Below are 24,139 nucleotides of genomic sequence, written 5' to 3' on the forward strand. Positions count from 1 at the left end.
AGTGTTTTTCTATTGGAGAGATTCCTATGGATGCTAAAAGCGAAGTCTTATTAAGACAATATGATTATTTGTCGGGTCGTGTACTGCTGATTAATCCTCCAACAGATCACCTGCTGGCTGAATTTAATCAATCTATTCAGGCTGCAGTGTGGACATGGAATTATAATGATTACCTGTATTTTCAGACCCAGCAAGCCGATGTACATTTTGGTGCAGAATTTCCTGAAGGTAAATTTGATCAGGCTGTAATTTTTGTTCCAAAATCCAAAGAATTACTGAACTATCTCATTCATAATGTCGCGATTCACCTAAAACAAGGCAGTCATGTCTTTTTGGTGGGCGAGAAAAAGGGCGGCGTGGAACGTGCAGCGAAACAGCTTCAGCCTTACGGTAAAACGCTTAAACTGGACAGTGCACGACATTGCCAGTTGTGGCAATTGACCCTAGACTGCAGCGTCGAGAAAAAAGCCTTAGCTGACTGGGCACAAACCTATAGCGTCTCTACTCCTAAAGGTGATTTACAGATTTGTGCACTTCCTGGGGTATTCAGCCAGAATCATCTGGATGTGGGTACAGCAGTTTTCCTGCCTTACCTGTCTGAAGTGACCTCAGGTAAAATTGCTGACTTTGGTTGTGGTGCTGGCGTCATCAGCGCCTATCTTGCCAAACTCAATCCAAACAATCGTATCTTCGCATTAGATGTGGATGCTTTTGCATTAGCCTCTACCAAAATGACTTTTGAGAAAAATCAGCTTGAGCCTGAGCAACTTGAAATTAAGGCAGTGAGCGGGATTGAAGATGCACCATTATTTTTGCACGCCATCGTCAGCAATCCTCCCTTCCATCAAGGCATTCAAACCAACTATGATGCCAGTGAAAATCTGTGCAAAACTTCACGTCGTCATCTCAAGTCTGGTGGTGAATTATGGATTGTGGCGAACCGCTTCTTGAATTACCCGATTTTAATTGAGCAAAATTTTGGCCAGTGTACAGTCAAAACTGATCAACAAGGCTTCAAGGTGCTTTTCGCCAGCACTCAAAAAAATGTTAAGGAATCATGATGAGCGAAACTCAAAACAGCACACAGCTGCAGCGTAAGCTAAGTGCTCGTCATCTGAATATGATCGCCATTGGTGGATCAATTGGTACAGGTTTGTTCCTGGCTTCAGGTGCGACCATTGCCAATGCCGGACCAGGTGGTGCATTACTTGCGTATGCGCTCATTGGTGTCATGATTTACTTCCTGATGACCAGCTTAGGTGAGCTTGCAACCCATAACCCAACTTCAGGTGCCTTCTTTACTTACGGTACTAAATATGTCGAGGGTGGTTTTGGTTTCGCACTAGGCTGGAATTACTGGTATAACTGGGCGATTACCGTAGCCTTTGAACTGGTTGCAGTCCAGTTCATTATGAAATTCTGGTTCCCGGACATTCCTGGCTTTTACTGGAGCGCCCTGTTCCTGGCTGTGGTCTTTGGAATTAATGCGCTGACGGTAAAAGGCTTTGGTGAATCTGAATTCTTCTTCTCCTTAATCAAAGTACTGGCGATTATTGCATTTATTATTATTGGTATCTTCATGATTGCAAAAATCATGCTGACACCTGATGTTTCTGCATTTGCCAACTGGAGCAAAGGTGAAGCACCATTTGTTGGCGGCTTAGCTGCCCTGATCGGGGTGGCGATGATTGCCGGATTCTCCTTCCAGGGGACTGAAATGGTAGGCGTGGCTGCAGGTGAATCTAAAGATCCGCAGAAAACCATTCCTGTAGCAATCAAGCAGATTTTCTGGCGTATCCTGTTATTCTATATCGTATGTATCTTCATTATTGGCACCCTGATTGCCTATGATGATCCACGCCTTTTACAGGCAGCATCGAGTGAAGATATTGCGCTTTCGCCTTTCACTTTGCTGTATGAACAAGCTGGTTTTGCCTTCGCTTCCAGTGTCATGAATGCGGTGATTCTGACTGCAATTCTGTCTGCGGGTAACTCGGGCATGTACTCCTCTACCCGTATGCTGTTTGATATGGCACGTAAAGGCAGTGCACCAAAATTGTTTGGTCGTCTGGATGCGCGCGGTGTGCCAATGAATGCACTATATGCCACGACTGCGATTGCTGCACTGTGCTTCCTGACGACATTTATTGGTGAACAGGAAGTATTTAACTGGCTACTCAATATGTCTGGTATGTGTGGATTTATTGTATGGCTGGGTATTGCCATATCCCATTACCGCTTCCGCAAAGGATATCTGGCTCAAGGTTATAAACTTGAGGATCTGGCTTATCGTGCCAAGTTCTTCCCGTTTGCACCATGGTTTGCTTTTGTGCTATGTGCGATTGTAGTACTGGGGCAAAACTATCAGGCCGTACTGAATGGTGAATGGCTTGCAGTGCTTTCCACTTACATTGGTATTTTCTTATTCCTGGCGATCTGGTTAGGTTATAAGTGGAAACACAACACCAAACTCATTTCTTATAAAGAAATGGATGTTCAGCCTATGAAAATAGATCGTGAATAATTTTTGAACTGAAAAAGCAGCCTGAATGGCTGCTTTTTTATTGCATTAACTGTGTCGCATAACAAAATTTCGATCGTCAATGACGATGGCTTGCTGACAGATCCCCTCTGCCCGATGTTGCTGCTCAAATACCTCTTTTGGCATAGACTCAAAACTGTCAAAGAAGCTAATTTCAGTTTCATTGATTTCATACACCAAAGAATGATTCCCGACTCCCTCTAGGGTGTCATAGAACACAATCACAAAACGTCCAGCTTCTACATGTTCCTGAATTTCTGCATAAGACAATGGCTGTTCTATAACCGGGATTCTTAATCGAGATGCTTGTTGATAAAACTCAATTTCAATGGGCTGTTTATCTGGATCATGTTCAGTGTAAAAATCGACATCCAAACCCAGTGTTTTTAAAGCAACTGCAAGTGCAATACTGGAGGTTCCCATTTCAGGGTTATGGTGTGTGAGCTGGATCAGATCCGGAATATGCAAATCTATACCATAGTGATGAAAAATCATCCAGATCGCATAGATTCCACTATTAGCCTCCAGATTCTGTAAATCTTCAGGAAGTTCCACACTCATGCTCAGACTCAAAAACAGGTTTAGGGCTATGCAGTGTAGTCAAATCAGGGTAATAAAAAAAGCGACTCATAAGAGCCGCTTTTTTTTTAATCAGTGTTCAATAATAAATTATTGAGCAACTGGTTGCTCTGCAACTGGTTGTTCAGCTAGAACAGTACGGCTACCAGAAATAGTCGCGAATACACGACGGTTCATAGCACGACCTTCTTTAGTGTTGTTGTCAGCAATCGGTTGATCCCAAGCGAAACCTTGAGTAGACAAACGAGAAGCATCAACGTTGTATTCGCTTACAAGAGCAGATTTAACAGAGTTAGCACGAGCAAGAGATAAACGTTCGTTTAGAGCACGTGGACCAGTGTTATCTGTGTGACCTTCGATGCGAGCAGTAGCGTTAGGGTATTCAACTAACTTCTCAGCAACTTTCGCGATTTCTGGTTTGTATTGATCTTTGATGTTTGATTTATTTGTATCAAAGAATACACGAAGTTCCATGTTAAGGTCTTCAGTTAACTCTTGTGGTGCTGGAGCAACTGGAGCGATTGGAGCAACTGGAGCAACTTCAACTACAGGAGCAGCTGGCTTCAAGTGACCACCAAGAACAACATTAAGACCAGCTAAAGCTGTGTAGTCCCAGAATTCGTTGTCGAAGTTATAAGTAGCACGAGCTTCAGTACGTAGAGATAAAGCATCGTTTAAGCGCCAGAAAGCACCTAAACCAGTATTACCGATAGTGCTTTCTTCTTCAAAAGCGAAGCCATCTTTACCTTCAGTTTTAACATGACCAGCACCTAAAAGTACGTACGGCTTGATTTTGCTATCGTAGTTTTTAGTGATCAAATCAGAAGTTGCATAGAAGTTACCAGCAATTTGCTGTTTCTTGTACTCACCAATTTCTACATCAGCAAGTTCTACATCACCTTTAACTTGTGAGTATTCAGCTTCAAAACCTAACCATGGAGTCAATTCAACACCAAGTGCAGCACCAACAAATAAATCATCCTGAAGTTCAGGACCATTTGTTAATTTGTCATTGTTGTGTTTAGTGTCTACAAAGTTATAACCCACTAATAGTGGAGTAACAGTTACACCTGCGTTTGCAGCAGCGAATGGCGCAGCTACGAGCATTGCTAAAGCAATACGACTCATTTTCATGGATTTATCCTCCAGAGATAACAATTGTTGTTCAAGCTCAAGCCTAAATTGGCTTTCCTGAGATAGGCTTCTTTTACCCCAGTTTTATTTTTAAGCTATTCACAGGGAATCATACAAACACTGAATAAATTTTCCAAGTGCTTGATTAATCTAATCAAGTAAATTATTGACAAAATTACTTACAATTTCCGTTGTAATTCGGTAAATTTTTACTCAATTTTTTGTTGTGAATACCTTATTGTCTCTTACCTAATTTTAACAGCTTTCTCCTATTTCAAGTACAAAAATACTAGGTAAATAAAAAAAAGCATTAAAAAACGCCCAATTAATAGCATGTTTCCGATAAAAATAATATATAAATAGGTTAAACCATGTATATAAAAAGAAATAATGCGTTCACAATTGTGGAGCTTATTGTTGTCATCTCCATTCTTGCAATACTTGCAACCCTAGCAGTTCCTTTCTTTCAAGAATATCAGTCAAAACAAGAAGCTAACAGTATTTATCAGAAGATTACAGCGGTGAATCGCTATGCACGTAGTCAATCAGCAGTATTACGTCAGAATATTGTGATTTGTCCCACATTAAATCTATCAACCTGTCAAACGAATCAGTGGAGCAATGCCTGGTTGGTATTTGTCGATCAAAATAAAAATAGACAAGTTGATGCCGGCGAAACCGTACTGCATGTTGATCATTTGAAGCTCAAATATGGGCAGCTGGATTGGAGAGGTGCTTTAAGTATCCCAAGTGTCAATTATCAGGCGCAGACCAATTTACCTATTGGCTCCAATGGCAGCTTTTACTACTGTTCTTTTCAGCATTCCCATTACTATAGAATTGTACTCAGCAAAATGGGGCATCTGCGTAAAGAGAATCTTAGTACATGCTGAGAAAACTGCCTGGTTTATGTTTCAACTTTTTTGAAGCTTTAATCTTGCAGTTTTTTCAATATACTGCTTAGGTCGAGAATAAATGACTAAAACTCATACGGAGATACAACAATGACTGACATCGTAATTGTCAATGGTGCACGTACAGCCATGGGTGGCTTTCAAGGCAGCTTATCAGGTGTGACTGCGCCTGACCTGGGTGCTGTGACGATCAAAGAAGCCATTGCTCGTGCAGGTTTACAACCAACGGACATCGAAGAAGTCATTATGGGTTGTGTTCTTCCTGCCGGTTTAAAACAGGGTCCTGCCCGCCAGGCGATGCGTAAGGCGGGTCTTCCCGACAGCACTGGTGCTGTTACTATTAATAAGCTGTGTGGTTCAGGCATGAAAGCAGTGATGCAAGCTGCTGACATGATCAAGGCCGGTTCTGCAACTTATGTAGTTGCAGGTGGTATGGAATCTATGACCAATGCGCCATATGTACTACCTAAAGCACGTGGCGGTTTGCGAATGGGCCACGGTGAAATTAAAGACCATATGTTCCTGGATGGTTTAGAAGATGCAGAAACTGGTCGCCTGATGGGTTCTTTTGCCCAAGATATGGCAAATACCAAAGGTTATACGCGTGAACAGATGGATGACTTTGCCATTCGTTCATTAAAGCGTGCACAAACTGCGGTAAATGAAGGCTACTTTGCAGATGAAATTGTGCCAGTCACTGTTTCTACCCGTAAAGGTGATGTAGTGGTAGATAAAGACGAACAGCCATTCAATGCCAATATTGATAAAATTCCAACATTGCGCCCTGCTTTTGCCAAAGATGGTACCATTACTGCAGCCAATGCCAGCTCTATTTCTGATGGTGCCTCTGCATTAGTATTAACCTCTGCTGACAATGCGGCAGCTCAAGGTTTAAACCCACTGGCAAAAATTGTTGCCTACGCTTCAAACTCTCAACATCCATCAGAGTTCACGATTGCACCTGTTGGCGCTATTCAGAAAGTACTGGATAAAGCAGGCTGGACCGCTGAAGAAGTAGATCTTTGGGAGATTAATGAAGCCTTTGCCATGGTCACCATGTGCCCAATGGATGAGTTCAAGCTTGATCCGGAAAAAGTAAACATTAATGGTGGTGCTTGTGCACTAGGTCATCCAGTGGGTTCTACAGGTTCTCGCATTATCCTGACTTTGATCCATGCTTTAAAGCGCACTGGCGGCAAAAAAGGTGTTGCAGCGCTATGTATTGGTGGTGGTGAAGCAACTGCAGTCGCGATTGAGTTAATCTAAAGCCTTAAGTCCTCTCTCCCTCAGGGAGATGAGAATCCTCAGAATATATTCTGAGTTCACAAGGAGAAGGATGAAAATCTACCTCTCCCCAGCCCTCTCCTTAAAGGAGAGGGAGAAGCAATAAAAAAAGCCTCCAATCGGAGGCTTTTTATACGTAATGATTAAAGAATTTCTTTGCGAAGTTGTTCAGGTGACTTCATTGAAAGTAGACCTGGTGCAACATCAAATGCTGTTTTCGCACCGTACTGCCCCATTTGGTTCATGCGATATGTTGCACGTGCATAGGCAACTAATACACTTGCCGTAAATTCAGGATTACTGTCCAGTTTCAAAGAGAACTCGATCACTTGGTTATGTGCTTCACTGCTGTTACCACTACGAATCACAAAACCACCATGTGGCATGGTGTTGTGTTCAGCAGCTAAAGTCGCTTCATCAATGAAGTTTACAGTTGTATTATAGTCAGCAAAATAGTCTGGCATGGTCACAATCGCTTGCTCAACCGCTTGCGCATCTGCACCTTCTTCAAGCACTACATAGCATTCACGTGTATGTTTGTCTTTCGTGCTCAAGTTTGGACGTACACCGCTACGGACTTTGTCGATTGCTTCCGTTGAAGGAATCGTGTATTGCACGCCTGCTTTTACACCTTCAACACGACGAATTGCATCGGAGTGACCTTGGCTTAAGCCTTTGCCCCAGAAAGTATATGTTTCACCATCAGGAAGCAGTGCTTCACCAAATAAACGGTTAATTGAGAACATACCTGGATCCCAACCAATCGAGATCATTGCCGTTTTCTTGTTTGCCAATGCAGGCACATTCACTGCATCAAAGAATTCTGGGATACGTGCATGCGTATCGAAGCTGTCCACTGTATTGAACATTTGCGCCAATTCAGGAGTTTGCTTTGGAAGGTCATCCTTTGAACCGCCACATAAAATCAGTACATCAATTTTATCTTGGAAGTCGCTCAAATCGTCCATACGATACACTTGAGTATCGTTGAAACACGGAGAAACCGTTGCAGGATCACGGCGTGAGAAGATACCCACTAATTGTAAATCTGGGTTTTTTTGAATTGACGTTTCAACGCCACGACCTAAGTTGCCGTAACCGACAATCCCGACACGAATCGAATTTTGCATAACTAATGTATCACTGAAAAAATATAAAGACTTATAAATAGCAATGATCTCGATCACAATTTGAAAGATCTGTTCTATTTACAAGATCGTCATCCGAGCTGCACCAAGAAAGCTCAGCTGAATAATCCTTATACTACAATAATTAGCACCAATTTGACGCAAATAAACACGATTGTTTGGTATCTAGCGGATCAATATGCACAAAATTACAGCAGATGTATCACCATAAAAGTTCAATCATATACATGCCTTTTTCAAATAAATCCTCTATAGATGAGCAAGCAGATGTGCAACAATGCGCTATGCCTAATGAGAGGTCAAAATAGATAAAACAGCTGTGGATTCATCATGCTATGCAATCAATCCCGCTGTACATTCAGTCCGTTGTATTGATTTCACGTCATTCTTTTTAATTATTCTAAAAACAAAAAAGCTGAACCGAAGTCCAGCTTTTTGAAGGGCTTAATTCAATTAAGCACCTGTTTGATAATTTGGTTTTGGTACTGCAGTTGATGCTTGGTATGGATGAGTAAAATCACCTAAACCTGCTGCCGCTTCCTGAATATCTTTACCTTCTTTAATCACGAAAGTATCAAAACCAGAACGCTTCATATAGTTCAACACGTCTTTAAACACGTCACCTGTTGCACGCAGTTCGCCCTGGAAACCTTGGCGACGAAGTAAAGCTGCAAATGAATAGCCACGACCATCGTTAAAACCGGCAAACTCAATGAAAATTGCATCAAGTTGATCTAGCGGGAATTCATTGGTTTCAGGTGAAGCATCAACCGTTAAGTACAATGCTTTTTTGCCTGAAACATTGGCAATTTGGTCTAACTGCTCAACAGTCAAAACTACATCACCTTGTGGTAATACGCCATCTTCAGCAATCAATTGGTAAGTGTTGTCTGCAATCGTGCCATCTTTAGAGAGCACTTGTAGTGCGGTATTAAGCATATGCACGCTCCTTAAATGGTTGGATGCCGACACGACGGTAAGTATCGATAAACTCTTCACCTTCCTGACGCAGGTCAAGATAGGTATTTAAGATTTCTTCAACTACATCAGGGATACGATCTGCTGCAAACGATGGTCCAAGAATGTCACCAATCGATGCATCATGGTCTGCATTACCACCTAAAGTGATTTGGTAGAATTCAGCACCTTTTTTGTCTACACCCAAGATACCGATATTCCCCACATGGTGGTGACCACACGCATTCATACAACCTGAGATGTTGAGGTCCAATTTACCAAGGTTATAAATGGTATCAAGATCATCAAAACGGCGTGAAATCGCTTCAGAAATTGGAATTGATTTTGCATTGGCCAATGAACAGAAGTCACCGCCCGGGCAGCAAATAATGTCGGTCAAGAAACCAATATGCGCGCGAGCCAAATTCGCTTGTTCAAGTGTTTGCCACAATTCGAATAAATCTTTTTGTGGTACATCGACAAGGGCAATGTTTTGCTCATGCGTGGTACGGAGTTCACCGAAGGTGTACTTGTCTGCAAGATCAGCAATCAGATTCATTTCTTCAGTGGTCACGTCACCCGGTGCAACGCCAGCACGTTTCAGTGAAATCGTAACAATACGATAGCCTTTCACTTTGTGCGCATTGGTATTGATGTTGAACCATTGCTTGAATTTCGGATGTGCAGCGAACTGTTCAGAGAAATCTTCATCTGCATAATCCTGGTACGCAAATGGCATGAAGTTTTCATCCATTTTCGCCAAGGTGTCAGCATCAATTTTCAATGTTTTTACAGTGTGCGCAAATTCAGCTTCAACTTTCTCAGCAAACACTGCAGGTGTCAGTGCTTTTACTAAGATTTTGATACGTGCTTTATATTTGTTGTCACGACGACCATGTAAGTTATACACACGAAGCACTGCTTCTAAGTAAGCAATTAAATCTTCACGTGGCAAGAACTCACGGATAAAGCTACCAATAATCGGGGTACGACCTAAACCGCCACCGACTTTGATCTTGTAGCCCATCTCACCTGCTTCATTACGCACGATATATACACCGATATCATGGAATGAAGTTGCTGCACGGTCGATCTCTTCCAGCGCAGAAACAGCAATCTTGAACTTACGTGGCAAGAATGCGAATTCAGGATGGAAGGTAGACCATTGACGGATCAACTCACATGTTGGACGCGGATCGGCAATCTCACCTGCAACGACACCTGCATATTGGTCAGTCGTTGTATTACGGATACAGTTACCAGACGTTTGAATTGCATGCATTTGTACTGATGCCAATTCTTGCAACATGTCAGGCACGTTTTCAAGCGCAGGCCAGTTGAACTGGAAGTTTTGGCGCGTTGAAACGTGTGCATAGCCACGGTCATACTCTTTCGCAAGTTCAGCAATTTTACGAAGTTGGTTAGAGTTCATGAGACCATACGGCACGGCTACACGCAGCATTGGCGCATAACGTTGTACATATAGACCATTTTGCAGGCGGAGCGGACGGTATTCATCTTCCGTCAATTTGCCCGCTAAGTAACGTTCCGTTTGGTCACGGAACTGTGCAACACGTTCATTAATCAGTTGCTGATCGAAATCAGTATATAAATACATGGCGTACAGCTAGTAGTTTCTATTATATCGTCGGCAAGGATAACGAGATTAAAACTATCAATAAAATGCTTTTTATACATATTTCATAGCGATTTTATTGATAAGCCTACCAGAAATTCAGTGATTTAAAGGATTTGTCGAGCAAAACCACTTTTCAACTAATAATAATTTATTTTTTAGATCCTTAGCATTTATTTTCATATAAAAACAGCTCACCGCTGCTGATTGATAAATAATCATTAAAAGGTCTGAAACTTTACCACTGTTCAGATTCACCCAGTGCCTGTCCAATAAAATTATAACGTGAGCTGGAACGGGAAAATTTGATTGGACAGGCCAGCTGTGGCTCAGTCTTCTGCTCACCTGCTTTGACTGGAACCTGTACAACCCAGCCCCGCTCTTGTGCCAATTGTGAATGTAAAGCTTCATCTAGGTGTAATACCGGCTCCACACACACATCTAAAGCAGCAAATATAGTCTGCCACTCATGCAAAGTTTTACTGCGAATTTTCTCTTGGATTGCTGCTTTCACTTCTGTCCGATCTTGGACATCTAAGGATGAACCTTTTTCTAACAGAATGGGTAGCTGCAATGCCTGTGCTAAACCCTGCATAAATTTGGGCTCCAAGCTGCCAATGGAAAGATAACGACCATCTTGGGTTTGGTAATAATCATAAAAACTGCCCCCGTTAAGATGACCGGATTCTGGTTGGGCATGCACACCTGCCGCCAGACTGGCGGCAGCAGCCATATTGTTTAAGGTCACCGTGCAATCGGTCATGGAAATATCAATATACTGTCCCATCCCGCTACGCTGGCGTTCAATCACCGCTGCCAGAACGGCGATAATTGCATGCATGGAACCGCCAGCAACATCTGCCACCTGAATGCCTAATACCGGTGGACCACCCTGAACCCGACCGCTATGTCCGGCAATTCCAGATAAAGCCAGGTAATTAATGTCATGTCCGGCCTTATCTTTATAAGAACCGGTTTGCCCATAGCCAGTAATGGAACAATAAATAAGTCGTGGATTGATTTCAGCCAAGGTGGCGTAATCTAGTCCCAAACGTTGCATCACACCGGGACGGAACTGTTCAACCACAATGTCATAATCAGAAATCCTGGTTTTGATCTGTTCGATACAGTCACGATTTTTAAGATCCAGCGTGATAGATTGTTTGTTACGATTCAAATAATTGTGCGCAGTTGCCTGCCCATTTGCGTACGGTGGCACTAATCGCAACAGGTCAGGACGTGTCGGTGATTCAATATGCACAACCTCGGCACCGAGGTCTGCCAAGTACATAGTGGCAAAGGGGCCAGGTAAAAGTGTAGAAAAATCGAGGACTTTCAATCCTTTTAAGGCATGAGACATTAGAATATTTACTCTATTTATGTTGGTTTTTTATGCATCTTAGAAACATAAACACACAAAAACAATGTCATGTTCAGCCATTTACCTTGATCATTTCGGCAATTTAATATGTAACAAATGGCAAATCAGATTTTGTAAATTGCCATTGATTTATTATTTGTTGTCAATTAGGTCAAGCATTAGTGAACATCAAAGAGACTGAAGGATTAAACATGAGTCGCGATACGATCAGTATCCATTTCGTTAACGCTGCACTCTACGGCGTGAAGCGTCTCGGCATGGACGTCGATACGTTATTGTCTCATGTTGGTATTGAAGCTGAACTTCTGCATCAGCCTAAGGCCCGTATCTCGCCAGAACAATATACCCGTTTTATTAAAATGCTGTGGATGGTGACACAGGACGAGCATGTGGGCTTTGACAAACAGCCTCGCCGTCTGGGTACATTCGCCATCATGTGTCAGCTGATTATCCACGCTAAAACTCTGGGTGATGCGCTGGAACTTTCGTCCCAGTTTTACAAGCTGTTTGGCGATGACTGGGCTGTGACACTGGAACGTGACAAGCACGAAGCACGTTTAGTCCCTCAAATTCCGAAAGAGATGGATCCGGATCATTTCATCACTGAAAGCATGCTGATGATCTGGCATGGTCTGGCGTCCTGGTTGATTGAACGTCGCCTGCCACTGGAACGCGTACATTTTAGCTACCCACGTCCAAATCATGCTGATGAATACGATGCATTATTCTTTGCACCCGTGATGCAGTTTGACGCGCCGCGTACAGAAATTACTTTTGCAGCGGATTATCTGGATTTGCCAATCCGTCAGAATGAAGAAACACTTGAAGAATTCCTGAAAGCTGCACCTGCTCAACTGTTGGTGAAATTTAAAAATACCAATTCTCTCACCTCCCGTATTCGTGATGTACTGAAGAGCCAGATCGGTGAAGAAATGCCGACGCTGAATGATGTCGCTTCCATGCTGTATCTATCTCCACAAACTTTACGTCGTCGTCTGGCTGCTGAAGGCAAGAGTTATCAAGGTGTTAAAGATGCATTGCGTCGAGATGCTGCAATTCACCTGTTGTTAAACCCAGATTTAACCCTAGAAGATGTCGCTCAACAGGTCGGTTTCAGTGAAACCAGTACCTTCCACCGTGCCTTCAAAAAATGGACTGGTGTCACACCAGGTTTATATCGCCAGTTACACGGTTACCATTAAGCCACATCATCTTCATATTCAGCATTAGCTCTTTTGCTAATCTCAGTTCATGCCCAAGCTCCAGACTTGGGCATTTTTTGTCTGAACCTTTTATCATTGCCATTGACCAGATTGCTCAAATGACCTGGTCCGTTCTCGTCATTGCGCTTAGCTAAAGAATCATTACACTCAAAATTATTAGAACAAATCTTATCCATTCAAAAAAGGGAAATTGTATGAGCGAGGCCTATATCATCGATGCCATTCGCACGCCACGTGGCAAGGGCAAAAAGGATGGATCCTTATATGAAGTCAAACCGATCAGTTTACTCACCACTCTGCTGAATGAACTGAAAGACCGTCATTCCCTAGATACCTCCAAGATTGATGACATTGTCTTGGGCTGTGTCACCCCGATTGGTGACCAGGGCGCTGATATTGCCAAAACTGCCGCGATTGCAGCTGGGTGGGACAATGATGTGGCGGGTGTACAGATTAACCGTTTCTGCGCTTCTGGTCTGGAAGCTGTGAATATGGCCGCACAAAAAGTCCGCTCCGGCTGGGAAGATCTGGTTGTTGCGGGTGGAGTGGAATCCATGTCCCGGGTGCCGATGGGTTCGGACGGTGGTCCCTGGGCGCTCGATCCTGAAACCAATATGGCTTGTGACTTTATTCCACAAGGCATTGGTGCCGACCTGATCGCGACCATTGATGGTTATAGCCGTGATGATGTAGATAGCTTCGCAGAACAGTCCCAGAAAAAAGCGGCGACAGCTCAGGCCAATGGTCATTTTAATCAATCGATTGTACCGGTTAAAGACAAAACCGGTGTGGTGATTCTGGATAAAGATGAGTTCATTAAACCGAATACGACGATTGAAACACTAAGCAAACTCAACCCAAGCTTTGCCAGCATGGGACAGATGGGCTTTGATGCGATTGCCCTGCAAAAATATCCAGAAGTCGGTGCAGTCAGTCATGTGCACCATGCAGGAAATTCTTCTGGCATCGTGGATGGTGCTGCACTGGTCCTGCTGGCTTCGGAACAGGCTGTCAAAGAACAAAATTTAAAACCCCGTGCCAAAGTCTTGGCGACTGCACTGGTGGGCGCTGATCCAACCATTATGCTCACCGGCCCTGCCCCGGCTGCACGAAAAGCCTTGGCTAAAGCTGGTCTTAGCATTGATGATATTGACCTGTTTGAAGTCAATGAAGCCTTTGCCGCAGTCGTGATGCGCTTTATTAAAGAACTCAACATTGATCCTGCCAAAGTCAATGTCAACGGCGGCGCCATTGCGATGGGTCATCCACTCGGTGCGACCGGTGCCATGATTCTCGGCACGTTGCTAGATGAGCTGGAACGCCAAGGTAAAAAACGTGGATTAGCAACTTTATGCGTTGGTGGCGGCATGGGCATTGCCACCATTATTGAACTGGTCTAAGGAGAGAACCATGAGTGCCATTCAATTTGAAAAAACAGCGGACAATATTGTTGTTCTGACTTTTGACTCTCCAAACCAGTCTGCTAACACCATGAATGCCGACTTTCGCACTGCACTTAGTGAAGTGGTCGACAAGCTGAAAGTAGATGATGAAATTTCCGGAATTATTTTCCGTTCAACCAAAAAAACCTTCTTCGCTGGTGGTGATCTGGATGAGCTGATTCAAGCCACACCAGAACATGCCACTGAATTCTTCAACATGATTGAAGAGATGAAAGCACAGCTGCGTTATATCGAAACCCGTGGTATTCCAGTGGTTGCAGCCTTAAATGGTACCGCCCTTGGCGGTGGCTGGGAAATCGCCCTGTGTGCCCATCATCGGATTGCACTGAATGACTCGAAAAGCAAATTCGGCCTGCCAGAAGTGACTTTAGGTCTGCTACCCGGCGGCGGTGGTATAGTCCGTACCATTCGTCTGCTGGGTTTACAGACTGCTCTTCCTTTATTGATGGAAGGTAAGCAGCTCGGTGTGGAAAAAACTCAATCATTGGGCTTGATCCATGACACGGCTGATAACCTTGATGAGCTGCTGGAAAAAGCAGTTGTATGGATTAAAGCCCATCCTAAATCCGTACAACCTTTTGATGAAAAAGGCTACAAAATTCCAGGCGGCTCACCCTCCACTCCAGCAGTGGCACAAATGCTAGCCATTGCTCCTGCGATGCTACGCGATAAAACCAAAGCCTGTTATCCGGCACCAGAAGCGATTATGTCTGCGGCTGTTGAAGGTGCACAGGTTGATGTCGATACAGCACTGCGGATTGAATCCCGTTATTTCACCTTTCTGGCGACCGGTCAGATATCGAAAAACATGATCGGCACCTTTTGGCATGGCATGAACAGTATTAAATCTGCCGCACATCGCCCGAAATATTTTGCTAAATGGCAAGCCAAGAAAGTTGGGATTTTGGGTGCAGGGATGATGGGAGCTGGAATTGCTTATGTTACTGCCAGCAGAGGCATTCAGGTCGTTCTAAAAGATGTCTCAATCGAAGCTGCTGAAAAAGGCAAAGCCTATAGCCAGAAGCTGCTGGATAAGAAAGTCAGTCAAGGCAGACTTAGTGCTGAGCAGCGCAATCAGATTTTAAGCCTGATTCAGACCACTGCTCAGGCTAATGATCTGCAAGGCTGTGACCTGATCATCGAAGCAGTCTTTGAAAATCAGGAACTGAAAGCTCAAGTCACTCAGGAGGCGGAACAGTATCTGGCTGCCGATGGCGTGATGGCATCAAATACTTCAACTTTACCAATCAGTAATCTGGCCCAGGCGAGCAAGGATCAAGCTAAATTTATCGGTCTGCATTTCTTTAGTCCGGTGGATAAAATGCAGCTGGTGGAAATCATCAAGGGGCAAAATACTTCGGATGAAACCCTCGCCAAAGCTTTTGATTTCGTCCAGCAGATCGGCAAGCTGCCAATCGTCGTAAATGACAGTCGTGGTTTCTTTACCAGCCGCGTCTTTGGCACTTTTGTACAAGAAGGTTTGCGTCTGCTGGCAGAAGGTGTGCATCCAGCACGTATTGAAATGGCTGCTTTAAAAGCCGGTATGCCCGTTGGTCCATTGGCAGTTCAGGATGAAGTGTCCTTAACCCTGACCGAGCATGTGAGCAATGAAACGCGTAAGGCACTTCAAGCAGAAGGTAAAGAACGTCAGGCCTCACCTACCGATGAAGTGATTCAGACCATGATTCACCAGTTTAGCCGTAAAGGCAAAGCAGCTGGTGCAGGTTTTTATGACTATCCTGAAGGTGGGAAAAAACAACTTTGGTCAGGCCTCAGTCATTGGAATAAGAATACCGAAATGTCTGAGCAGGAAATGATTGAACGTTTCCTGTTTGTACAGGCGCTGGATACCGTACGTTGTCTGGAAGAAGGCGTATTGCAATCAACGGTAGAGGGGAATATTGGTTCGATCTTTGGCATTGGCTTCCCTGCCTGGACCGGTGGTGCAGTGCAATATTTAAATCAGTATGGACTGGCGAAGGTCTTGGCACGTGCCAATGTACTGGAAAAGAAATATGGTGAACGCTTTAAGGCACCGACTCTGCTCAAAAATAAAGTTTCTGCTGCCGAAACTTTTTAATCTACTTTGGTCAGATCGAGAGGAGCTTTAAGCTCCTCTTTTTATAAGCTTACTGAAAAAATAGGCATATTTTACAGTGCAAATCCAGTCTGCTTTTCAGCCAATTTATGTTATAAAGTAACATAGATACTATCTCATCTTTGGGTTCATGCTATGTCTGATCAAAATACTCCTGAAAATTCACCTTGGGGTTGGAGAGCACTGATTATCTTCTGCATAATTGGTGGTATATTCATGTTCATCTTCTGGTTAGCTGTCAGTAATGAACCAGACTACATGCCAAGCCAGCAGAAGAAACAGGATACCCAGCAACACGCATTTAAAAATGCCCCGACCATGTCAGAAGAAGCCATTGCCAAAGCTCAGGCAGATCGTGAAGCTCGTGCAGCTGCTCAACAAGATCCTGCCTCACAAGCAACTACTGCGGAAGAACATCATATGTCAGCAGACGAACATGCCAATATGGATACTGAACATGCTGCAAATAGCGCACATGGTCATTAAGATGTAAAAATAAAAAAAAGCGAGGCATTAACCTCGCTTTTTTTATATCTGAAAAATGAATCTTTAAAGTTGTAAATACATATCGATATGTGGAATTCCACAGTCCAGATATTCTTCACCCTGTAGCCGAAAACCCAGGACTTGATAAAAGCCAATAGCATGTACTTGAGAGGAAAGTTTAACAAACTGCCGACCTTCAGTGCGTGCATAGTCAATCACTGCCTGCATTAACTGCTGACCGATCTTGTGACCACGCGCTGATTTCAGTACTGCGACACGACCGATACTGTTACTTGTTAATAGTCGAGCTGTGGCAACCGGTTGATCATGCAGATAAGCCACGAAATGGGTCGAGACCTCATCTTCTGCATCCCATTCATCTTCTGGGGCAATATGCTGTTCCTGAATAAACACAGCTCCACGAATCAGTCTGGCTTCGGCAGCCAGCTCCACCCAAGTACCTGCAGCAATTCTTAGCTCAGCATTATTTAGCATTTACAGCCAATTCCCTGCTGATTCCATTCATCCTTGAGCAACAGTTCTAGTGAGTGTTTCTGAATACCATACATCTCTTTCAGGGCCTGAATTTGAGCTAGCACTTCCTGATCCGGTTCCTGATCGTCTTTACGCTTTACCGCCAGAATCATTTTGTTCTTGCTGGTATGCTCGAGTGCGACGAATTCAAATACTTTAGTTTCATAACCATAGGCTTTCAGCAACAAGGCACGAATGGTATCTGTCAACATTTCTGCCTGCTGACCAGCATGAATCCCGAATTGCAGCATCGGACTCAGCACTTGCGGTGCCTGCAACTGTGGACGCAGTTCCTTATGACAACATGGTGCACACATGATGATCTGCGCATTCAGGCGAATCCCGGTATGAATAGCAAAATCCGTTGCCACATCACAAGCATGTAAGGCAATCATCACATCCAGACGTTCAGGCTCATAGGTACGCACATCGCCCTGGAAGAAATCCAGCTGGTTAAACTGGGACTGGTCTGCCACGTTCTGGCAAAACTCGACCATTTTGGGATTTAGTTCTACGCCAGTTACCCACGGCGTCTGTCCATGCTTTTGCATATAGTCATACAAGGCACAGGTCAGATAACCCTTACCCGAACCAAAGTCCACCACACGCAGTCCTTCCTGAGTAGCTTTAATCTGCGAAAGCGCGTTCGAGAAAATTTCCACAAATTTGTTAATCTGTTTCCACTTACGCGCCATACTCGGAATGATCTGACTTTGCTGATCAGTAATGCCTAAATGTTGTAAAAATACACTGTCCTGATCTACATAACGCTGCTTGACCCGGTCATGGCCCTGTTCAGCAGCTTTTGATTTAATGACGGGTTTGGTTTTGCTGCGGGTCAACATGACTTTTTTCTTGTTCTTTTTCAGCTGCAATTCTTCGGCTGCGGTGATGAGATTGGCCTGCTTGCAACATGCCAGTAATTCAGTCACCTGAGGCAATGCTTCAGTTAAAGGATAGTTTTTGGTGACATCCTGAGTCTTATATCGATATAGACAACTCAGCACTTTCTGCTCATTCAGCAAAATGACGCGCAAGGTCATTTTCTCCAACTGTTCCAATTCGCCCTTATATTGGCTTAAAATCAGACGATCAAACTGATCTGTTTCAATGGCTTGCTGGAAAGTATCCAGAAATTGCTGTTCTTGAACCGAGAGAGAAGCCAAAGTGGACATAAATGAAACCTAAAATGAATTGCCATTAAAGTGTAAATGTTCTTACCCTAAAAGCAAAATTGAATTACTATACATTTGTATATTTAAGAAGAATGATAATTATGTCAAATGCACCACTGCTTCAGGATTATGATGCTGCCGAAGAGCGCATCAACTATATTAGTCACGGTGTAGGTGCTGCCTTATCAGTCATTGCCGGTATTTTACTGGTGATTAAAGGCTCCTACCTCAGTACGGGCCAATGGCTTGGCTTATGGGTTTATGGACTGAGCATGATTGTGCTTTTTTCTGCTTCCATGCTGTATCACATGGCCACGACTGCGGATCGACGTTATTTCTATAAAAAAATTGACCATACTGCCATCTATTATCTGATTGCCGGTACGTATACGCCCTTTTTGGCAATCGCTATTCCCACTGCCAAAGCTCAGTATTTATTGATCGCGCTATGGATCATTGCTGTCCTTGGCACACTATTCAAGTTCATTTTCATTCATCGTTTTCAGAAACTTTCCCTGTTTGCTTATCTCGCAATGGGCTGGCTTGCACTGTTAGTTATTGATGATATGCAGAAATATTTATCTGTACAATCTTTAACCTTTCTTGTCATTGGCGGATTAGCTTATACTGTGGGCGCATTGTTTTACGCTTTAAAAAGAGTAAGATATACCCACGCTATCTGGCACATATTTGTATTGATAGGCGCAGGATCACATTTTCTGTCCATCTATCTTTACGTGATTTAATCCTCTCATTCTCCATTTCAGTGACCCTGAGCGAGCAGATTCGAGACGATTGCAGTTGTTTTTTTAAGAAATTACGCCTTTTTTAAAAAGATTACGCTTTTAAAACTAAGTTCTTTTATTTTTAGTAAGTGTAAGGTCATTCATGGCGTCGTCAAATTCTGCTGCTCAGCCAGCACAAAACTCAAAATTTCGCGTTTTAACAGCAAGTTTAGTAGGCACTACAATCGAGTTCTTCGATTTCTATATTTATGCCACTGCCGCTGTCATTATTTTCCCTTATTTGTTCTTCCCGGCAAGTACAGACCCAATGACCGCAACAATTCAGTCACTTGCGACTTTCGCAATTGCCTTTATTGCACGTCCGATCGGTGCGGCATTATTTGGTCACCTTGGCGATAGAATTGGCCGTAAAGCCACGCTGGTCGCTGCCTTGCTGACCATGGGTCTTTCTACGGTTGCGATTGGTTTACTGCCAACCTATGCACAAATTGGTATTGTGGCACCTTTGCTCCTGGCATTATGCCGTTTAGGTCAGGGCCTTGGCCTGGGTGGTGAATGGTCAGGTGCGGTCTTACTTGCAACTGAAAATGCACCTGAAGGTAAACGTGCCTGGTATGGTATGTTCCCGCAATTGGGTGCACCAATTGGCTTTATCCTGGCAACTGGCTCATTCTTGACGCTCGGTGCATTGATGTCTGAAGCTGACTTCATGGCTTGGGGCTGGCGTATTCCATTCATTTCAAGTGCGCTTCTTGTTATTGTAGGTCTTTGGATTCGTTTAAAACTGCATGAAACACCTGCATTCCAGAACGTTTTGGACAAGCAAAAAGAAGTAAACGTACCTTTTGTTCAAGTATTTAAAAAACATTCTAAAATGTTAGTACTGGGTACAATTGCAGCTATCTGTACCTTCGTTGTGTTCTACTTAACAACTGTATTTGCGCTGCAATGGGGTACTAAGCAGCTAGGCTATTCACGTGAAGAATTCCTTCAGTTGCAATTAGTTGCAACGCTATGCTTTGCTGCATTCATCCCATTATCTGCTGTATTCGCAGAAAAGTTCGGTCGTAAAGCGACTTCAATCGGTGTATGTATCGTTTCTGCGATCTTCGGTATCTTCTTTGCCGACATGCTTGAATCAGGCAGTACAGTTATCGTATTCCTGTTCCTGTGTATCGGTCTTGCGATCATGGGTTTAACTTATGGTCCGATTGGTACTGTATTGTCTGAAATCTTCCCGACTTCAGTACGTTATACAGGTTCCGCTTTGACCTTCAACTTGGCAGGTATCTTCGGGGCATCTTTTGCGCCATTGATCGCAACCAAGCTGGCAACACAATATGGCTTATCTGCTGTAGGTTATTACCTGACAGCAGCATCTGTCCTGTCACTGTTGGCATTCCTGCTGATTCGTGAAACCAAGCATGATGATGTAAATAATCAGATCTAATTCTGGTATTAGCCTATAAGAAAAGCCGGTGCGTTCACACTGGCTTTTTTATTTCCGAAATTTGGTGTGCAACAAAAAACTGCTATTTCTCCCTCTCTATTTACGGAACAATACAGAAACGGATTCATAACGAGAAGGATAAGATATGCAGGATCCAATCGAATATTTGACCGAAGACCAGCTGGTTCATATTGTGGTTTTACTGGAAGAAGACAAGAAAACTGAAGCCATCCAATATATTGTTCAACATACGCCATTAGACCAACAGCAGGCGCTTGAAGTGATTGCCGCGATCGTAATGGAACATGATGCTGCTTTACAGGTACAGACACAAGGCGCAAGATTTAGTGATGATGTCACCATTAATCCTCAGCTAAAGACAGAAGCGCTAACCGACTCTATTGCAGTCTCCATCCCTGCAAGCGCTACACAAGATCATGCTACCCGCCCACCCATTCCAGAGTCGACCCAAGAGTTACAGGAAAAAGTCGCTGAACCGGTCACTGCAAAAAATGGACCGCATCTGATCTGGATCATTGCAGGTATTATTATTCTGATTCTGCTAATTATCTGGATGGTTGGCTAGATACTGAAATCCGCCAAATCATTTATATCAACTCAATGATATCGATGGTGGGTGGTACACGAAAACGGAAAGGTACCCCCACCAGACCTGTTCCGACAGTGACAAATACATCGGCATGTTCATGTCGGTATAAGCCACGCTTATGTCCAAGGATAGACACCCGTTTCATCACATAGTCCGTCAACCACGGTAATTCCACTTGCCCGCCATGCGTATGCCCAGAGAGCATCAATGGCCGGCTTGGCAATTTTGGCACCATGTCTACCGTATCCGGGTTATGTGACAGGATCACCCAGGGCTTATCTTGCGGTAACTCCGGCAAGAAACGCATATCGGCTTTACCCGCCCAGAGATCACCAATACCCACCAGGCGGAATTCATCAAACTCCACAATTTGCCCTTCAATATCCATGACATTATTGGTGAGTAGAGCCGTATGTAATAGCTCCTGAATAGGTGGTCCCGGATACTGTTCATCATGATTACCATTTACAGAATACACCGGCGCCTGAATCTCCTGCAGGATGGCGAGCTCTTGGGCCAGAGTATCTTCCGGTTCATAGGTCCAGTCACCTGCTACCACGACTAAATCTGGCTGCTGTTGATTCAATTTATGCACGATTTGCTTGAGCTGGCGTTCCTGCCCGGAAAATAAACCAATATGCAAATCTGCAATTAAAGCAATTCGAACAGGTTTCTGCATTTTTTTATCAGAGTTAATCTGATAACGAGTAGTTTTGATCTGGATTAAATGCGGTTCGATAAAACGCGCATAACATAGCACTCCACTGAGCAAGCAGATAAATACTGCCTCATGAATGGAATAGTAACCATTAAAACCGGCATAAATACTAAAGAAAAATAAAGGAATCAGCAGATAAGACAGATAATAAGCGAGCAGATGGGTAAAGGCTTTAAAGGGATGAATCGTCTGGGTATGTGATTGACTGATCCACGCCTGCGATATACACCACAGCGCTAAAATCGCCATTCCGATATAGAAATATAAGATCACGGAATCGATATTCCCCATAATTTCGCCTTGTCCAGTTCTTTAGTACATTCTCTGCTCTGTATTTATCTTTTCACAGCTGGCAATTATACTCAAACCTAATTTATCACGCTTAGACTCATATGACGATTGCTCCCCGCTTCAAGGCTGACCTGCCCATGGTCACTACCAAACGTAATACTCCATATAAATCTGCGGTTTTACTGGGTTTTAGCCTTGTTCTGGGAATTCCTGCATGCAGTACCCTGCCTCCACAGGTAGAGCGACCTTCACATACAGCTTTCGAAACTGATACATCCCAGACTTCTTTATCTAAAATTGTTCAACCTTTACGTGATCAATATATTGGTTTGACTGGCTATCATGTCCTCTATGATCCGCTTGAAGCGCTTGCAGCCCGTATGCAACTGATTCATAAGGCTGAGCAGACTTTAGATCTGCAATATTATATCTGGGACAATGACCGGATTGGCGCTCTAGCCTTAAATGGTATTATTCAGGCTGCTGACCGTGGGGTAAAGGTCCGTCTCCTGATTGATGATAACAATGCCAAGAAGATGGAAGGTATTTATCTGGCCCTGGATCAACATCAGAACATTGATGTCCGCTTATATAACCCCTACCGCTTCCGTCAGCATCGCGCCATGGATATGGTACTGGATTTAAAACGTATCAATCGTCGTATGCATAACAAGAGCTTTATTGCAGATAATCAGATTGCATTAATTGGCGGACGTAATATGAGCAATCAGTATTACAACGTGAGTGATGCCTATCAGTTTTCCGATGTGGATGTTTTACTGGTGGGAGCTGCCTCTGACGAGATTATCCATTCCTTTGATGAATACTGGAATGATGACTACGCCTATCCAGTGCGAAATATTGTTAATCCACGTCACCATAGCCTGCGCTTTGAAAGCCTAAAACAGCAGCTAAAAGCACATCATGATGATCCACGAGTACAAAATTATCTCGACTTAGCCAACAGGTCTAAGGCTTTCGATAAATGGCTTGATCATAATATCCAGCTGGATTGGGTTGAAGCAGAAGTAGTTAAAGACTCACCTACCAAGATCAAGTCCAAGGCAAAAAAAGAAGAACACCTGAATTTCCAGTTGCTCCAGCATCTAGAAAAGCCTGAACAGAGTGTAGATATTGTCTCGGCGTATTTTGTACCAGAAAAAGAAGGGGCTGAACGGCTCAAAAATCTGGCTCAAAAAGACATAAAGGTTCGGGTACTCACCAATTCTTATAAAGCCAATGACGTGCCTGTCGTGCATGCTTTTTATTCTAAATACCGTAAAGATTTATTAAAACATGATGTACAGTTGTATGAATTCTTGGCAGCACCAGATGCAGCTAACCTAAATGCCAATACCAGGGAAATTGCTGACAAGGCTAAAGTGAGCTTGAAAGGTCTAAGTCGTTCCAGCTTACATGCCAAATTGATGGCCTTAGATGAGAAACAGGTGTTTATTGGTTCTTTTAACTTTGACCCGCGTTCAGCCTATTTGAATACAGAGATTGGTGTATTACTGAATAGCCCAACCTTAGCACAAGCTGTGCATAAGACCATGGATCAGAATTTGAGTAAATATGCCTATAAGCTGGTATTAGATGCCAATCAGAATATCAACTGGAAGATCAAGCAATCCAATGGCGAGATTAAAACTTTGACCAAAGAACCGAAAATGAAATGGCATCAAAAAGCCATGTTAAAGTTTGTGTCTTGGCTTCCGCTTGAAGGGTTTATGTAAGAACTTGGCCAATCTAGCAAGCAGATGAACCCAA

Annotated in this window: 21 protein-coding genes; 12 read left to right on the plus strand and 9 right to left on the minus strand. The window is 43.5% G+C overall.

Translation table 11 applies throughout. From position 1 onward, the window contains the following. The first annotated feature begins 26 nt into the window (after nt 1–26). Together IHE35_RS11450 and IHE35_RS11455 are read left to right on the plus strand one after the other, a co-directional pair. Nucleotides 27–1,061 carry a methyltransferase gene (locus tag IHE35_RS11450; RefSeq protein WP_242787602.1) on the plus strand — a complete coding sequence of 345 codons (1,035 nt, stop codon included), beginning with the start codon at nt 27–29 and terminating at the stop codon, nt 1,059–1,061. Continuing rightward, nucleotides 1,061–2,524, plus strand: coding sequence for an amino acid permease (locus tag IHE35_RS11455; RefSeq protein ID WP_242790001.1), 1,464 nt, complete (start codon nt 1,061–1,063; stop codon nt 2,522–2,524). The genes IHE35_RS11450 and IHE35_RS11455 overlap by 1 nt, the downstream gene beginning before the upstream one ends. A gap of 45 nt (nt 2,525–2,569) precedes the next feature. Here IHE35_RS11455 and IHE35_RS11460 read toward each other — a convergent pair whose 3' ends face one another. Both IHE35_RS11460 and omp38 read right to left on the minus strand, forming a co-directional pair. Continuing rightward, nucleotides 2,570–3,103 (minus strand): cysteine peptidase family C39 domain-containing protein, encoded by a 534-nt coding sequence (locus tag IHE35_RS11460; protein ID WP_242787603.1) that lies wholly within the window; start codon nt 3,101–3,103, stop codon nt 2,570–2,572. Between the two features lie 108 nt (nt 3,104–3,211). Beyond that, nucleotides 3,212–4,255, minus strand: a complete 1,044-nt coding sequence (omp38, locus tag IHE35_RS11465; RefSeq protein WP_242787604.1) for an outer membrane protein Omp38 — start codon at nt 4,253–4,255, stop codon at nt 3,212–3,214. Nucleotides 4,256–4,626: 371 nt separating this feature from the next. Between omp38 and IHE35_RS11470 the strand changes: the two genes are divergently transcribed. Together IHE35_RS11470 and IHE35_RS11475 are read left to right on the plus strand one after the other, a co-directional pair. Further along, complete coding sequence (locus IHE35_RS11470; RefSeq protein WP_242787605.1) at nt 4,627–5,148, plus strand: GspH/FimT family pseudopilin; 522 nt, start codon at nt 4,627–4,629, stop codon at nt 5,146–5,148. A gap of 111 nt (nt 5,149–5,259) precedes the next feature. After that, nucleotides 5,260–6,435 carry a thiolase family protein gene (locus IHE35_RS11475; protein ID WP_242787606.1) on the plus strand — a complete coding sequence of 392 codons (1,176 nt, stop codon included), beginning with the start codon at nt 5,260–5,262 and terminating at the stop codon, nt 6,433–6,435. A gap of 161 nt (nt 6,436–6,596) precedes the next feature. Here the strand turns inward: IHE35_RS11475 and IHE35_RS11480 are convergent, their stop codons facing one another. The 4 genes from IHE35_RS11480 to IHE35_RS11495 form a co-directional block, all read right to left on the minus strand. Continuing rightward, complete coding sequence (locus IHE35_RS11480; RefSeq protein WP_242787607.1) at nt 6,597–7,583, minus strand: diaminopimelate dehydrogenase; 987 nt, start codon at nt 7,581–7,583, stop codon at nt 6,597–6,599. Nucleotides 7,584–8,054: 471 nt separating this feature from the next. After that, nucleotides 8,055–8,540, minus strand: a complete 486-nt coding sequence (locus IHE35_RS11485) for a DUF934 domain-containing protein (RefSeq protein ID WP_242787609.1) — start codon at nt 8,538–8,540, stop codon at nt 8,055–8,057. After that, a complete protein-coding gene (locus IHE35_RS11490; protein ID WP_242787611.1) occupies nt 8,533–10,176 on the minus strand; it encodes a nitrite/sulfite reductase in 1,644 nt (547 codons plus the stop codon). Before IHE35_RS11490 ends, IHE35_RS11485 begins: the two co-directional genes overlap by 8 nt. A 256-nt stretch (nt 10,177–10,432) precedes the next feature. Continuing rightward, entirely contained in the window at nt 10,433–11,554 is a 1,122-nt protein-coding gene (locus IHE35_RS11495) for a CaiB/BaiF CoA-transferase family protein (protein WP_242787613.1), read from the minus strand. 212 nt (nt 11,555–11,766) lie between these two features. Between IHE35_RS11495 and IHE35_RS11500 the strand changes: the two genes are divergently transcribed. The 4 genes from IHE35_RS11500 to IHE35_RS11515 all read left to right on the plus strand — a co-directional run bounded on the left by IHE35_RS11500 (nt 11,767) and on the right by IHE35_RS11515 (nt 16,845). Next, nucleotides 11,767–12,777 carry an AraC family transcriptional regulator gene (locus IHE35_RS11500; RefSeq protein ID WP_004814497.1) on the plus strand — a complete coding sequence of 337 codons (1,011 nt, stop codon included), beginning with the start codon at nt 11,767–11,769 and terminating at the stop codon, nt 12,775–12,777. 215 nt (nt 12,778–12,992) lie between these two features. Then, nucleotides 12,993–14,198, plus strand: a complete 1,206-nt coding sequence (locus tag IHE35_RS11505) for an acetyl-CoA C-acetyltransferase (RefSeq protein ID WP_242787615.1) — start codon at nt 12,993–12,995, stop codon at nt 14,196–14,198. Nucleotides 14,199–14,208: 10 nt separating this feature from the next. Beyond that, the gene (locus IHE35_RS11510; protein WP_242787617.1) at nt 14,209–16,341 is read left to right on the plus strand and encodes a 3-hydroxyacyl-CoA dehydrogenase NAD-binding domain-containing protein; all 2,133 of its coding nucleotides are present in this window, start codon (nt 14,209–14,211) and stop codon (nt 16,339–16,341) included. 153 nt (nt 16,342–16,494) lie between these two features. After that, the gene (locus tag IHE35_RS11515; protein ID WP_242787619.1) at nt 16,495–16,845 is read left to right on the plus strand and encodes a hypothetical protein; all 351 of its coding nucleotides are present in this window, start codon (nt 16,495–16,497) and stop codon (nt 16,843–16,845) included. A 63-nt stretch (nt 16,846–16,908) separates the two neighbouring features. Here the strand turns inward: IHE35_RS11515 and IHE35_RS11520 are convergent, their stop codons facing one another. Further along, nucleotides 16,909–17,340, minus strand: coding sequence for a GNAT family N-acetyltransferase (locus IHE35_RS11520; RefSeq protein ID WP_242787621.1), 432 nt, complete (start codon nt 17,338–17,340; stop codon nt 16,909–16,911). Next, complete coding sequence (locus IHE35_RS11525) at nt 17,334–18,554, minus strand: SAM-dependent methyltransferase (RefSeq protein WP_242787624.1); 1,221 nt, start codon at nt 18,552–18,554, stop codon at nt 17,334–17,336. The genes IHE35_RS11520 and IHE35_RS11525 overlap by 7 nt, the downstream gene beginning before the upstream one ends. 101 nt (nt 18,555–18,655) lie before the next feature. Here IHE35_RS11525 and IHE35_RS11530 point away from each other — a divergent pair, with 101 nt between their 5' ends. From IHE35_RS11530 to IHE35_RS11540, 3 genes are all read left to right on the plus strand, one after another. Beyond that, nucleotides 18,656–19,300: a hemolysin III family protein gene (locus IHE35_RS11530; RefSeq protein WP_242787626.1), complete on the plus strand. Its 645-nt coding sequence runs from the start codon at nt 18,656–18,658 to the stop codon at nt 19,298–19,300. Between the two features lie 142 nt (nt 19,301–19,442). After that, nucleotides 19,443–20,750, plus strand: coding sequence for an MFS transporter (locus IHE35_RS11535; protein ID WP_242787628.1), 1,308 nt, complete (start codon nt 19,443–19,445; stop codon nt 20,748–20,750). 145 nt (nt 20,751–20,895) lie between these two features. Beyond that, a complete protein-coding gene (locus tag IHE35_RS11540; RefSeq protein WP_242787630.1) occupies nt 20,896–21,336 on the plus strand; it encodes a hypothetical protein in 441 nt (146 codons plus the stop codon). A 22-nt stretch (nt 21,337–21,358) separates the two neighbouring features. Here IHE35_RS11540 and IHE35_RS11545 read toward each other — a convergent pair whose 3' ends face one another. Then, a complete protein-coding gene (locus IHE35_RS11545; protein WP_242787632.1) occupies nt 21,359–22,369 on the minus strand; it encodes a metallophosphoesterase in 1,011 nt (336 codons plus the stop codon). 137 nt (nt 22,370–22,506) lie between these two features. On the opposite strand from IHE35_RS11545, the gene IHE35_RS11550 reads away from it, so the two are divergent. Beyond that, complete coding sequence (locus IHE35_RS11550) at nt 22,507–24,105, plus strand: phospholipase D family protein (RefSeq protein ID WP_242790002.1); 1,599 nt, start codon at nt 22,507–22,509, stop codon at nt 24,103–24,105. Nucleotides 24,106–24,139 lie beyond the last annotated feature (34 nt).

Source organism: Acinetobacter sp. ASP199, assembly GCF_022700675.1.
Lineage (GTDB): Bacteria > Pseudomonadota > Gammaproteobacteria > Pseudomonadales > Moraxellaceae > Acinetobacter.